This window comes from Lachnoclostridium sp. An131, from assembly GCF_002160825.1.
In the GTDB taxonomy this organism is placed as follows: domain Bacteria; phylum Bacillota; class Clostridia; order Lachnospirales; family Lachnospiraceae; genus Laedolimicola.
In genome coordinates this window covers 1-13,058 of record NZ_NFLI01000033.1, presented here as the reverse complement: position 1 = coordinate 13,058, position 13,058 = coordinate 1, and the positions used below count along the sequence as shown (strand labels likewise).

General features: G+C 52.6%; 12 protein-coding genes. All 12 read right to left on the bottom strand.

The window, feature by feature from the left end; translation table 11 throughout:
- Positions 1–347: 347 nt before the first annotated feature.
- Entirely contained in the window at positions 348–1,574 is a 1,227-nt protein-coding gene (locus B5E77_RS16565; RefSeq protein ID WP_242963802.1) for a YgeY family selenium metabolism-linked hydrolase, read from the bottom strand.
- A complete protein-coding gene (gene dpaL, locus B5E77_RS16560) occupies positions 1,571–2,791 on the bottom strand; it encodes a diaminopropionate ammonia-lyase (protein ID WP_087166467.1) in 1,221 nt (406 codons plus the stop codon). The genes B5E77_RS16565 and dpaL overlap by 4 nt, the downstream gene beginning before the upstream one ends.
- A gap of 90 nt (positions 2,792–2,881) precedes the next feature.
- Entirely contained in the window at positions 2,882–3,988 is a 1,107-nt protein-coding gene (locus B5E77_RS17375; protein ID WP_242963803.1) for a YgeY family selenium metabolism-linked hydrolase, read from the bottom strand.
- Positions 3,909–5,090, bottom strand: a complete 1,182-nt coding sequence (locus B5E77_RS16550; protein WP_143468662.1) for an alanine/ornithine racemase family PLP-dependent enzyme — start codon at positions 5,088–5,090, stop codon at positions 3,909–3,911. Before B5E77_RS16550 ends, B5E77_RS17375 begins: the two co-directional genes overlap by 80 nt.
- 91 nt (positions 5,091–5,181) lie before the next feature.
- Complete coding sequence (locus B5E77_RS16545) at positions 5,182–5,910, bottom strand: amino acid ABC transporter ATP-binding protein (protein WP_087166465.1); 729 nt, start codon at positions 5,908–5,910, stop codon at positions 5,182–5,184.
- Positions 5,911–5,923: 13 nt separating this feature from the next.
- Positions 5,924–6,577, bottom strand: a complete 654-nt coding sequence (locus tag B5E77_RS16540; RefSeq protein WP_087166464.1) for an amino acid ABC transporter permease — start codon at positions 6,575–6,577, stop codon at positions 5,924–5,926.
- 94 nt (positions 6,578–6,671) lie between these two features.
- A complete protein-coding gene (locus tag B5E77_RS16535; RefSeq protein WP_087166463.1) occupies positions 6,672–7,547 on the bottom strand; it encodes a transporter substrate-binding domain-containing protein in 876 nt (291 codons plus the stop codon).
- 302 nt (positions 7,548–7,849) lie between these two features.
- Complete coding sequence (locus B5E77_RS16530) at positions 7,850–8,917, bottom strand: DnaJ C-terminal domain-containing protein (RefSeq protein WP_087166462.1); 1,068 nt, start codon at positions 8,915–8,917, stop codon at positions 7,850–7,852.
- 122 nt (positions 8,918–9,039) lie between these two features.
- Entirely contained in the window at positions 9,040–9,483 is a 444-nt protein-coding gene (locus tag B5E77_RS16525; protein ID WP_087166461.1) for an Hsp20/alpha crystallin family protein, read from the bottom strand.
- 226 nt (positions 9,484–9,709) lie between these two features.
- On the bottom strand, positions 9,710–11,086 hold the full coding sequence (locus tag B5E77_RS16520) for a PhoH family protein (protein WP_087166460.1): 1,377 nt from the start codon (positions 11,084–11,086) through the stop codon (positions 9,710–9,712).
- Positions 11,087–11,253: 167 nt separating this feature from the next.
- Positions 11,254–12,111: an aldo/keto reductase gene (locus tag B5E77_RS16515; RefSeq protein WP_087166459.1), complete on the bottom strand. Its 858-nt coding sequence runs from the start codon at positions 12,109–12,111 to the stop codon at positions 11,254–11,256.
- A 149-nt stretch (positions 12,112–12,260) separates the two neighbouring features.
- Complete coding sequence (locus tag B5E77_RS16510; RefSeq protein ID WP_087166458.1) at positions 12,261–12,926, bottom strand: HD domain-containing protein; 666 nt, start codon at positions 12,924–12,926, stop codon at positions 12,261–12,263.
- Between the last annotated feature and the right edge of the window lie 132 nt (positions 12,927–13,058).

Below are 13,058 nucleotides of genomic sequence, written 5' to 3'. Positions count from 1 at the left end.
TGTCAAGGGTGGCGTAAGCTGCCATCAAACATCATATCTGCAATTTTCAAGGTTCAATCTGAGCCTATTTCTTAGACTTCATTTTTTCATAACTCATTTGACACTACCTGTTTTCATTCAGTTTATTTTTTCACAGACTGCCTGGCACTGCCTTTCATTCTACAGCCATTCTTTATATATCTATTATAGACAAACTGTGAAAACAAGGCAACGGGTTCTGGCGCACGCAAAGACAGCCCCGTCAAAATATCAAACTGATTTCTTCCGAGGCTGTCTTAAAACGTAATGAAAACGGGCATAAAGCTCTTCCACGACAGCTGCAGGCCGTCCGCCGCCTTATCTCAGAATTATCTCAGGAGCGCCCTGCAGACGCCTGCGTAGCACTCTGATACCTCCGTCAATTCCTTCAGGCTTATAGACTCATCGATCACATGAGCCAGGCTCTCACAGGAGGGGCCCAGCCCGATAACCGGTATGCCAGCTTCGCCCGCATAATGACTTCCGTTTGTACAGAAATTATAGCAGGCGAGCTGCGGGCGGTATCCCATAGCTTCCAGCTCGTCTTTTATTTTCTGAATATAGGCTTCCTTTCCTCCAAAGAGCCAGCCGGGGAAAAAGCGTTCCGCGCTGATCTCCTTTCCGGTATAGCAAAGGTCCTTTCCAGACGCATAGGAAACCTTCACCTTCAGCTTTGGATCCCGGCTCTGCAGTTCTTCTATCTTCTCCAGGATCGGTTTCAGAACGCTCTCCCTCGTCTCGCCTGTGAGAAGCCGGCGGTCATAGGTAGCCCTGCAGTACTCTGGAACCACGGAGGCTCCAGGATAGGGCATGGATTTTACGTCCGTCAGCTCCAGAATCCCCCGGCCCAGCACCGGATGCTCCGGCGGGGTGAGCTTTTGCAGCGCTTCTATCACTCCGCACATTTTATAGACTGCGTTTACACCCTTCTCAGGATTGGCAGAATGCGCCGGCACACCAAAGGTCTCCACTACAATCTCGGCCCTGCCGCGCTGTCCGATCTTCAGATTCATCTCTGAGGCCTCTCCTATCACTACGTAATCAGGCTTTACCGCGGCGCTGACGCTGCGGGCAGCCACCCCCTCAAAGCATTCCTCCTGTACGACACCCGCCACATAGATATCACCGGAAAAATCCTTTCCACAGAGGCGGGCAAACATCTCCGCCCCAGTCGTAAAAGCCGCCACCGCTCCCTTCATATCGGAGGCGCCCCTGCCGTAGAGCCTTCCATCTGCGATATCTCCGCCAAACGGATCATGGGTCCAGCCAGACGGATTTCCTGCCGGCACCGTATCGATATGGCCATCAAACAGCAGCCTGCTCCCGGGATTTCTCCCTTTGATATGCCCAATTACATTTCCCAGCCTGTCTGTCATGACCTCATCATAAATGCCTGTTCTCTCCATATAATCCTTCAGCACAGCGGCAGCCTCTCCTTCATTCCCGGAAAGGCTCCTGCTGCGGATCAGCGCCTGCGCCAGCTCTATCGTCTTCTTGTTCCATTCCTCCGTCAGCTTCATGCGTTCCGTCCTCCTGTCCGATTTCTCTGTCATCATACCGTCTGTCTTCTTTTCTCCGGCACAGGCCTTCCAAAGGCTCCGTCCCACACAATGCTCCTGTACCGCTCCTTATCCGTATCTCCTTCTGTGTTAAAGAAGAGAAGCACGGAGTTCCCGTCAAGTCCGAGGCGCTCACGCATTTCCCGGTAATCGGGATTTCTTAAAAGCTCCGATACTGCTCCAAACGCCGCCGCTCCGCTTTCTCCAGCAGTCACACGGACATCCTGTCCCGCCGGGTTTCCAAGAATCCTCATCCCCTGAGCTGCCGTGTAGTCCGGGCAGGAGAAAAACCAGTCTGCACAGCCCCAAAGGATCTGAAAGCCTACGGTATTCGGTTCTCCGCAGGCCAGCCCGGCCATAATCGTAGACAGGCTGCCCTTAACTGCATGAGGCTTCCCATCGCCGGCACGGGCGCTCTCGTAGATACAGGCCGCCTGCTCCGGCTCCACCACGGATATCACCGGCGGATTTTCCGGATACTGATTTACAAAGAAGCCTGTGACTGCTCCTGCCATGGAGCCAACGCCTGCCTGGACAAAGATATGAGTGGGCCTTACCTCACCAAGCTGTTCCCAGGCCTCCAGAGCCATCGTCATATAGCCCTGCATAATCCACAGCGGAATCCTTTCATAACCGTCCCAGGCCGTATCCTGCACCATCACATAGCCCTTTTCCTCTGCCAGCTGATTGGCAAGACGCACCGTATCGTCGTAATTCCTGTCTGTGATCCAGGCATCCGCGCCCTCAGACCGGATATTCTCCAGCCGCTCCTGCGTACTTCCCTTCGGCATCAAAATCACAGCTCTGTGTCCCAGCCGGCGGGCCATCCAGGCTATGCCGCGCCCATGATTCCCGTCTGTAGCCGATATGAATGTGAGCGTTCCAAGCTGCCTTTTTATCTCGGGCGCAGTGAGCTTCTCATAAGACAGCTCCGCGATGCCTGTCCCCAGCCTGTCCGCAATATAGCTTCCGACAGCATAGCTCCCGCCGAGCACCTTAAACGCATTCAGCCCAAAACGCCTGGCTTCATTCTTGACGTAAATGTCCTTCACGCCGCATTTTTCCGCAAACGCAGACAGCCGCTCCAGGGGCGTCTCACGGTACATGGGAATGCTTCTGTGAAAATTTCGGATCATCTCCGCCTTTTCCAGAGTAAAATTGTTCAATACGGTCCCTGCGCCGGCCTTATCCGGATTTGCAATACATTCAATCATCCTCTGCCTCCTTCATACGCAGGCTGATTGTGACTATCACATGCTTTTTCATAACAGCCTCCTCTTTCCCTGTGCCAGCTCCGGGCAGCTTTACAGATACTGCGGCAGACGGCTGTAAAACTCACAAGCCTTTATCAAATCCTCCACCGGACAATACTCATCCGTCTGATGCGCCATCTTCTCGATCCCTGCGCCAAAGCCCAGGGTCGGGATTCCCAGACGCCCGGCCGTGGTCACTCCGTTTGTAGAGAAATCCCATCTGCAGGTTTCCGGTTCCCTGCCCAGAACCTCCCGGAAGCATTTTTCTGCCGCCAGCGCCAGCGGGTGCTCTCCGGGAAGCTCCCAGGCTGGAAGCAGCGAATGAAGGCGGACCGCCGCTCCCATATAGCTGGTTCCCTCCACTTCATAGACCTCCCAGGAGGCATCGGTTCCCTTTATCAGCTCATCCATTTCCCCTGCCAGATATTCTTCATTTTCCTCCACCGTTGTACGCCTGTCAAGGTAAAGGGTACAGGAGTCCGGAACCGCATTCACAGATACTGCAGTACTCTCAATTCTGCTGGCTGCAATACTTCCATGCCACCCTTCCCGGCTCATCAGTCTGTCACTGAGAGCGCGGACTCTTTCGATAATCTCCGCCATCTTATAGATCGCATTCACTCCTTTTTCCGGGGCGGCTCCATGAGCGGAGACTCCCTTTGTATGGATCAGGAAGACGGAGCGTCCTCTTTGTCCAAGAGAAATTTTCAAATGCGTGGGCTCGCAGATCACTGCCACATCTGGCTTCAGCCTATTTTCCGTGATAGCACGCCAGGTGCCTTCCCCGTCATAATCCTCCTCTATGGCAGAACAGCAGATGTAGACTGTCTTTCCCTCCAGACTTCCGTTCTCCTTCATGAGCGCCCCCGCGTAGACGCTGGCTGCCAGGGCCCCCTTCATGTCAGAGGCACCGCGCCCGTAAAGTCTCCCATTGTGAATTTCCGCTCCAAAGGGCGGATACGTCCAGGCGCTCTCATCTGTCACCTGCACCGTGTCCATATGGGAATCGAAAAAAATATGATAAGGACCGTTTCCCAGCACTCCCGTGATGGAGCCTGAGCTGTCCGTAAGAATCTTATCATATCCCAGACGCTCCATTTCCTGGCGGATACGCTGCGCCACTGCCTTTTCCTGCGTGCTGCAGCCCGGAATTCTCACGATATCCTGCGTAAATGTAATTAAATCGTCCTGCCAAGTACCTTTCATGAATGCCTCCCACATATTTTTTCTTCACATACCGGCTGGTAAAAGCGCGCATAGCCGCAAAATATCCCAGACGGAACCGGATACAGTCTCCTACCTCATAGCGGCGGGCCGCATCCGTAATATCCACCACAAAATGATCGCTGCTGGCTCCGACAATTTCGATTCCCTCATCCTCCGGCCACATGGTCTCCGGATCCACATCCTGCCGTCCCATGGCACAGATGGCACGCATCCGCCATCCCCGGTCTGTAAATTCCGGTCTTTTCCCGTAGCTGTCCCGTCCTATCGTTCCAAAGGGCATGCTCGGCTTCTCCTTGCATTCTATCACCTCTGCCTCCACGCAGAACGCATCGTTGTACATGCCCGGAAGATACTGGTATCCGGAACGTTCACGTCCAAAGAGCAGCGCTTCCCCCAGGCGGAGGCTGTTCACTCCCTCCGGAATCCCGCCTTGCAGCATCAGCTGTATAGTCGCAGAGTTCCCGCCGCTGACGTACGTACCCGCTCCATATTTCCGCGCAAGCTGCACAAGCCTTGAAAGCTTTTCCTGATCGGGCTGGACAAAGGAAAAGCAGGTCAGGTTCGTTCCCAATCCGTAAAGCTCAAGCCCTTCCGCCTGCCGGGCAAACTCCGCGCACTCTGCCAGATCCGATTCCTCAATACAGCCCTCCCTCAGATCTCCCAGGTCTGCCATCAGAACTGCCTTATGTATTTTTTTCTGCCTTTTTGCTTCCCTGTCCAGAGCCTTCAATGTCTGAAGCTCTGAATTCAGCGACACATCACAGTACCGGACCGTTTCCCTGGCTTCGCTGACTCCAGGCATCCGGATCAGCCATTTCTCACAGGGGAGCGCTCTGTATTTTTTTATGTTCTCTATCCGGGAATCTCCCAGCATATGGAGTCCGTTCTCTACCAGCACAGAGGCTATCGGGAGCTCCCCGCCGAATACCTTTGTGATCCCCAGTATTTCAATCCCGTACTGTCCGCAGAGCCTCTTCAGGCTCCGGACATTGTGCCCCAGCTTTTCCAGATCGACCGTGACGCAGGGATACATATTCTTCACTTCCTCTTTCGTGCGCCGGCGGAAAAATCCTGTACCGTTTTTGTCCCGGACCGGAAGCTTCCGCACCGCTCTACCATATGTTCTACAATACGCTGGCCAGAAAATTCCTGCACCGCTCGGTCTTCGGATTTGCGAACATGTCCTCCGGCTTTCCCTCCTCTACCACATAGCCGTCGTCCATGAAAATGATCCGATCCGCCACATCCCTGGCAAAGCCCATCTCATGGGTAACTACCACCATCGTCATTCCGTCACTGGCCAGCTCCTTCATAACGTCCAGCACCTCGCCTACCATCTCTGGATCGAGGGCGCTGGTCGGCTCATCAAAGAGCATAATCCTTGGGTTCATGGCAAGCGCCCGGGCGATTGCCACACGCTGCTTCTGGCCGCCTGAGAGCGTCACCGGATATACATCCTTTTTATCCAAAAGCCCCACTCTTGCCAGAAGCTGCTCTGCCTTCTCCTCTGCCTCCCTTTTATCCTCTTTCCTGACAAGAGTCGGAGCCAGCGTCATATTGCGCAGTACCGTATAATTTGGGAAAAGATTGAAATGCTGGAATACCATGCCGATATTTTCCCGGAACCGGTTCAACTGCTTTACCTCGGGCACCTTTTCTCCTAACACGACAATCTCACCGTCCTGTATCTGCTCCAGCCTGTTCAAACAGCGCAGGAGCGTAGATTTTCCCGAACCAGAGGGACCTATGACACAGATTACCTCACCTTCCTCCACAGAGAAGGAAATATCCTTCAATACCTCCAGTTCTCCGAACACCTTGTGCAGATGCCTGATTTCTATCACAGCAGACATATCTGTAACCTCCTCACCGCTTATCATAGCTCAGCCGCTGCTCCACCTTCTTTGACAGGAACGTCAGCGCTGTAATGACAATGATATAGATAACAGCCGCATAGGAATATACCTCAAACGCCTTGTAATTTCTGGCTATGATCGTCCTCGCGCTCATGGTCAGCTCATTGACGCTGATGGCTGACAAAATTGCCGTGTCCTTCAGGCTGCTGATAAACTGGTTCATCAGCGACGGGATCATGATTTTGACGGCCTGCGGCAGAATGACTCTCCCCATGGTCTGGAAATAGCTCATTCCAAGGCTGCGGGCTGCCTCCATCTGTCCGTAGTCAATGGCCTGAATACCGGCCCTGAAAATTTCCGCCATATAAGCAGAGGCGTTGATTCCCAGAATCAGCACCGCCGATATGGTCAGGCCCAGAGAATTTTTAATCACTCCAAAATACAGGAACAGAGCCAGGATCATCAATGGGATTCCCCGCACCAGCATAATATAAAAATTCGCAAGCTTCTGCAGCAGCCTTACCCCGCTGATGGAAAAAATACACAGGATAATGCCCAGAAGAACAGCGAACAGCAAGCCAAAGACAGCTATGACAACCGTAAGCCTCAAGCCATCCAGAAGCCGGGGGAGATATTCTGCAAACATGCTGAAATACTCGCTCATAAATCTTTCTCCTTTTCTTCCGTAAACGGTTTCCGAAAAACCGGGAAGGGGAACCGGCCTCAGCCGATTCCCCCTTCTCCGGCATCAGAATATCTTATTCATACTGGCTGATAATCTCATCATAGGTTCCATTTTCTCTTATCTTCGCAAGCCCGTCATTGAACATCGCAAGAAGCTCTGCATTTTCTCCCTTCTTGACTGCGAATCCGTTCTGGGGCGCCTCCTCGATCGCATCAATGGCCACCCTCAGATTATCCTGTTCGCCGATCGCGATCTGATAAGTGATGACCGGATAATCCTCGATCAGGAAATCTGCCTGCTCATTGGAAACCGCCATCATCATGCTGACCGAATCGGGATAGGTCGTAACCGTAAAGCCATAGACGTCCGCATTATCCTCACACCAGATTTGTCCGGTCGTGCCTTCCTTGCAGGCCGCCACCTTGCCCTCCAGATCCTCAAAGGATGTGATAGACTCGTCATCCAGTCGGACCACAAGAGAAGACGGAGATTCATAGTAGCCATCTGAAAAATCTACGCTCTCTTTTCTCTCCTCCGTTATGTTCATACCTGCGATCGCTCCGTCGATCGTACCAGACACCAGCGCCGGGATAATCCCGGAGAAATCCATGGGCTGAAGCTCATAGGAAAAGCCCTCGATCTCTGCAATGGCGTCCAGAAGCTCTACGTCAATTCCATAATAGCTGCCATCCTCCGCCTGAATAGAAAACGGTGCAAAGGCCTGATCACATGCAATCGTGTACACAGTATCGCCGGATGTCTCTGTCTCCGCAGCTTCCGCTGTCTCTTCTGAGACTTCAGCGGCTTCTTCCTCTCCCGAAGCTTCTGACGCCTCCGTATCAGACGCGGCAGCCTCCGAAGCCACTGACGTTTCCTGGGAGCTGGAACACCCGGCCAGCATAGATGCGCTTACAGACACACACAGCAGCAGTACCAATAATTTTTTCATAATCTGATTCCTCCTCTTCCGTTCATTTCCAAATTCAAAAGACTGGACAAACAAAAAGAGGCTGTGTTTTGAAACACAACCTCTTTGTCGCCGGTGAAACCTTTTAAATTCAGCTCTTATTATAGGTACCTGCTTTTTGATTTGTCAATCTAATTTGGATTTTCCCTATATTTTATCTGTTTTTCACATGTATACAAAATATTTTCTGTTTATTCGCAGGACAAATACGAATTCTTTCGCTCTTGTCTGCTTATCCCGGCTGCCAAGGAGCTCTCCCGTCCCTGAAAGCCAGGCTGTCTATATCAAGCGGCTCTTCCTCCGCGTCCCTTTTTCTCTGTAAGCGCTTCGTATTCCTTCAGCTTCTGTCTCTCCTCCGGAGTCAGCTGTGTCGGCACCTGAATCTGTATCGTCACATACTGGTCGCCGTGTACCCTGCTGTCCTTCATGGAGACAATTCCCTTACCGCGCAGGCGGATCTTCTTTCCCGACTGTGTGCCGGCCGGAACCTTGCACATCACATTGCCATAGAGGGTCGGAAAGCTGACCTCTCCGCCGAATACAGCCGTCGTAAACGGGATGTCCGCCGTCGTATAGACGTCCATGCCTTTGCGCTCATACCCTGCCTTTGACGCAATATGCACCTTCAGAAGCAGGTCGCCGTTCTCTCCGCCTCCAATTCCCGGCTGTCCCTTGCCCCGCAGGCGGACGCTCTTTCCGTCGTCGATTCCCGCCGGGATATGCACGCTTAAGGACTGCACGCTGCCGCTTCCATCTGCCGCCTGAATGTGAATCATCTTTTCGCACCCAAAGGCTGCCTCCTCGAAGCTGACTGTAATATCCGCATGCAGATCCTCTCCCTTATGGGACGCGTTTCTCTGCCTGAAACCGCTTCCGCCAAAGCCGCTTCGGAAGCCAGCGCCATTCCCGCTAAAGCCGCTTCGGCTCTGGGCTCCTCCATGGAATATATTTTCAAAGATATCCCCGAACATATCATCCATATTGCCGCTGCCGTCAAAATGAAACTCATGATAGGTACCGTCACTGGAACGGTAGCTTCCCGTGCCATAGCCGCCGTTTCCAAAGCCGCCAAAGCCGCCCTGGAAGCCGGAGCTGTTTCCCGCGCCGGAGGCTCGGGCTCCTCCTGTCTCGTCAAAGGCCGCAAATCCGAACTGATCATACAGCTTCTTCTTCTCCGGATCGCTTAAGACGTTGTAGGCCTCTGTCACTTCCTTAAATTTCTGCTCTGCTGCCTTATCGCCCGGGTTCATATCGGGATGATATTTTTTGGCCAGCTTTCGGTATGCCTTCTTAATCTCCTTTTCATCCGCCTGCCTTCCGATACCGAGCACCTCATAGTAATCTCTTTTCATGCATCATCACCTCCCAAACCAGGCGCTGCTCCCGGGCCTTCTTCAGTCCCCGGGCTTCTCAGAAAACAGGGATGCAGGCCCAGCCCGCATCCCTGTTTCCCTGTCCTCTATCTGAAAAGGCATCAGCCTTCTATTGTAATATAGCTGTTGTTTTCTACAACGGGCTTTTCTTCCTTTTTCGGAACTGTGATTTTCAGGACTCCATTCTCAAACTTCGCTTTGATGTCTTCCTGCTTCATCTCATCTCCTACATAGAAGCTTCTGCTGCAGGTTCCTGCATAACGCTCTCTGCGAATATATTTTCCGTCCTCCTGCTTCTCTTCCTTTTTATTTCCAACCGAAGCCGTAATCGTCAGGTACCCATCCTTCAGCTCTGCCTTGAGATCCTCCTTCTTTACACCCGGGAGCTCAATCTCAAGCTCATAGGCGGAAGCCGTGTCCTTTACGTCCGTGCGCATCAGGCTCGCTGCCTCTTTGCCATAGCTTCTCTTTCCTGTATACGGAAATGCAAAATCATTCATAAAATCATCCAGTAAGCTTTCTCCAAAAATACTCGGCATTAACATAATTCATTCCTCCTTATTTTCTGCGGCCCTTCCACCGCTTAGACAACCTTGTAATTGATAAGGAACGCTTCGGAAGCTCTCCGGAAATCCCTTTCCGTTTGTTCCTCCTTCGTTCTGATTATGTTATACCACTCTTGTTAGCACTCGTCAAGTATGAGTGCTAACATTTAATAAATTGTTTATGCTTTTAATATTTGTATAATTATCATAACAATTTCGAAAGATTTTACAGTCTTTTTACCGCGTCCATCGCCAGCTCAGACCGTTCACATTCCTGCGCCGACAAGCTGATCTGCCAGCAGAGGGGACTTCCCTTCATAGCGTTGGCCGCATAGGAAAGGCCGTTTGTGCGCTCATTCAGAAACGGACGGTCGATCTGATGGGGATCGCCAAGCAGAATGATTTTTGTACCGCGTCCTGCCCGGGTAATAATGCCCTTGACCTGATTCGGCGTCATGTTCTGAGCCTCGTCAATGATCAGGTAGGTCTTGACAATCGAACGGCCCCGGATAAAATTCAGCGCTTCCGTCTGAATCAGGCCCCGTTCAAAAATCTCGCTGACCTTATCGCCCAGCTGCATTTCATTTTCATAGCGGCGTCCCTCGTCAGAATCCAGAAGCTGTTCCAGATTGTCAATAACCGGGCGCATCAGAGGCGCGATTTTTTCCTGCTCGTCTCCCGGCAGGAACCCGATATCCTCGTCAAACTGAGCGTTTGGACGGCTGATGACGATGCGGCGGTACTCGCCGTTTGGATTGTTATACAGCTTTTCCAGTCCGACCGCCAGCGAATAAAAGGTTTTGGCCGTTCCCGCCATTCCCTTGATAATGACAAGCGGCGCCTTATCAGCCCCTGTCATCAGGGCCTCCTGCATGAAATACTGGCCCACATTGCGGGGAGAGACGCCATAGGGCCTGCTCTTTTTATAGACCAGCGGAACGACGCGCCCTCCTTCCACACGGCCCAGAAGCGTCTTTTTTGAGGACTGATCAAGCTTCAATACCAGAAACTCATTTTCTGTAAGAAGCAGCCTTTTCCTTTCCCCATTTTCATCCGTCAGATAGACAGCGTCCAGGGGGACGCCGCTTTTCTTAAACTCCTTTGCCAGCTCCTCCGGCAGATAGGCCTCCGCCCGGCCTGTATAAAGAGCGTCGTCGGGACTCACCTGCTCCGTCGTGAAATCCTCCGCCTGGACGCCGAGGATATCCGCCTTAATCCGAAGCACAAGATCCTTCGTCACCAGAACCACCTGTTCCTCCGGATTCTGCTCCTGCAGCCCCCGGCATACCATCAGAATCCGGTTATCCGCCTTATCCTCCGGCAGATCCGGCGGAAGCTCCACATGCACAAAGTTCTTTTCAATGCGCAAAAGGCCGCCTTCCGGCAGCCTCGTTCCCTCAAACAGATCTCCGCTCAAGCGCAGTTCCTCCAGCATACGGATCGCAGTGCGCGCATTCGCCCCGCGCTCGCCCTCCGCCTTTTTCAGTCCATCCAGCTCTTCCAGAACCACCAGCGGCAAAACCACCGTATGCTCCTCGAAGCAGTGCAGCGCGTAAGGCGCCTGAATCAGCACATTGGTATCCAGCACGTAAGTTTTCTTCATAGTACCTCCCCGGATATTGGATTCCACCGCGCATGATGCAGGGCTTCCAGCCAGCGCACAGCATGCGCAGTGTTTTTCTTTACTATAACATCCGGGGCGCTTCCCTTTCTACCAGCCTTCTTTTAAGTCCCGGTAAAGCCTCTGTAAAGCCGGCCCCTGTCCATGGCTTACCGGCATATCTCCTCCGGAACCGTCTCCCGGTCCGGATGCTCCCCGGACCAGCCCAGCTGGGGCAGCGTCATCAGGCGGTGCATATCATCATCCTCAATGGAAAAATCAAACACCTCCAGATTCTGGCGCATCCGCTCCGGAGAAGAGGACTTCGGCAGTGGCAGCACACCGCACTGCAGGGCAAAGCGGATACAGATCTGCGCTTCAGATACCTGGTATTTATCCGCCAGCTCCATAAGAAGCGGCTCTCTTAAGACGCGGGCCCGCCCGATGGGGCTCCAGGCCTCCACCTGAATGCCCATCCGCTGGGAGAAATCCACAGCCGCCTTCTGGATATAGCCCGGATGAAACTCCAGCTGATTCACCAGCGGGACGATGCCCGTCCGCTCCATCAGGCTGTTCAGATGGTGGGGAAGGAAATTGCTGACGCCGATGGCCCGTACTCTTCCCGCACGGTACAGCTCCTCCAGAGCCTTCCAGGTCTCTGCATCCAGCTCCTTCCACTCCGCATTTAAATCCCGGGGCCTGGGCCAGTGAATCAGATACAGATCCAGATACTCCGTACCCAGCTTCTTCAGGGATTCCTCGAATTCCTTCAGCGTCGATTCGTACCCGAGCTTGTCCCGCCATACCTTTGAGGTAATAAAAAACTCCTCTCTGGGGATCCCGCTTTTCCTCACAGCTCTTCCTACTGCTTCCTCATTAAAATAGAAGGCAGCCGTATCGAGATGCCGGTATCCCTGCCGGATGGCTTCGCTGATCACAGCCTCATCCTGATTGTCAGCCGCCTTGTAGGTTCCGAAGCCTACAGCCGGAATGTCCACGCCGTTGGCCAGCGTAAATGTATGACGCATACTTGATTTCCTCCTTTATCACAGCCGCGCTGCTGTATTAAGTATCAGTGTAACACGCCCTGTTCCATACAAACAAGCCTCTTTTCAAAAGAAAAGCCCTAGAGCTTCAGTATCCGCAAAACCGGCGGCCCAAACCGCCCAAAACCAGCCTACAGCACCTTGCTTCCATTTGCTGTCAGCTTAAATCTCACGCCCAGCACCTCTGCCGCGCGCCTGCACATCAGCATCCGCTCCAGGAATATCTCAAAATAATCCAGCATGGAACAGATTTCATCATCCAGGCTGATATCCAGATGAATCACCCGCTTCTCTGCATTGACTGTGAGCTCTGCACTCTTCGCCGCATAGTTCACCCGGTCATGGATATCAAAGGTAGACATGTCCTTATTTCTGACCCGGTCCCGGCGCACATCGGTCTTGTCTGCCAGAATCAGGGCCGCGGAAATCGGGTCAAAGGCCGTGCCTGTATTTTCATCATGATTGCCGACTGCGCTGACCACTGCCGCCACCTCTGCCGGGTCCATCCCCATGTCTCTCAAAATCTGAAAGACCAGGATTGCGCCGGAATGGGCATGATCATGGCGGTTCACCGCGTTTCCTACATCATGCATGTAGCCTGCGATTCGGGCCAGCTCAATCTGCCGCTTCGGATAATCCAGCTGCTTTAAGATTTTTCCGGCTGCCGCGGACACCCGCCCGGCATGGATTTTTGAGTGCTCCGTGTATCCAAGCACTCCGAGCATCTCATTTCCCCGCGCAATCAGCTGATCTACATATTCGTTCTTTATCACATCTTTTACTGTTATTTTCTCCATATTCTTCACTCCTGCTTCTTATCTGGTAGTGTCAAAACTACCTTCTTTTTTTATTGTAAAAGTTACGCTTTACCTTGATTTTTCGGAGGTTTGCAAATAAAAAGAGCATTGACCTCCCTTTTCTGGTATAAT

What these genes read in the sequence shown, in the direction of transcription:
- B5E77_RS16565 (WP_242963802.1), bottom strand. Translation starts at nt 1,574, where the DNA reads ATGATGACAGAGAAATCGGACAGGAGGACGGAACGCATGAAGCTGACG.
- dpaL (WP_087166467.1), bottom strand. Translation starts at nt 2,791, where the DNA reads ATGATTGAATGTATTGCAAATCCGGATAAGGCCGGCGCAGGGACCGTA.
- B5E77_RS16550 (WP_143468662.1), bottom strand. Translation starts at nt 5,090, where the DNA reads ATGTATCCCTGCGTCACGGTCGATCTGGAAAAGCTGGGGCACAATGTC.
- B5E77_RS16545 (WP_087166465.1), bottom strand. Translation starts at nt 5,910, where the DNA reads ATGTCTGCTGTGATAGAAATCAGGCATCTGCACAAGGTGTTCGGAGAA.
- B5E77_RS16540 (WP_087166464.1), bottom strand. Translation starts at nt 6,577, where the DNA reads ATGAGCGAGTATTTCAGCATGTTTGCAGAATATCTCCCCCGGCTTCTG.
- B5E77_RS16535 (WP_087166463.1), bottom strand. Translation starts at nt 7,547, where the DNA reads ATGAAAAAATTATTGGTACTGCTGCTGTGTGTGTCTGTAAGCGCATCT.
- B5E77_RS16530 (WP_087166462.1), bottom strand. Translation starts at nt 8,917, where the DNA reads ATGAAAAGAGATTACTATGAGGTGCTCGGTATCGGAAGGCAGGCGGAT.
- B5E77_RS16525 (WP_087166461.1), bottom strand. Translation starts at nt 9,483, where the DNA reads ATGTTAATGCCGAGTATTTTTGGAGAAAGCTTACTGGATGATTTTATG.
- B5E77_RS16520 (WP_087166460.1), bottom strand. Translation starts at nt 11,086, where the DNA reads ATGAAGAAAACTTACGTGCTGGATACCAATGTGCTGATTCAGGCGCCT.
- B5E77_RS16515 (WP_087166459.1), bottom strand. Translation starts at nt 12,111, where the DNA reads ATGCGTCATACATTTACGCTGGCCAACGGCGTGGACATTCCGGCTGTA.
- B5E77_RS16510 (WP_087166458.1), bottom strand. Translation starts at nt 12,926, where the DNA reads ATGGAGAAAATAACAGTAAAAGATGTGATAAAGAACGAATATGTAGAT.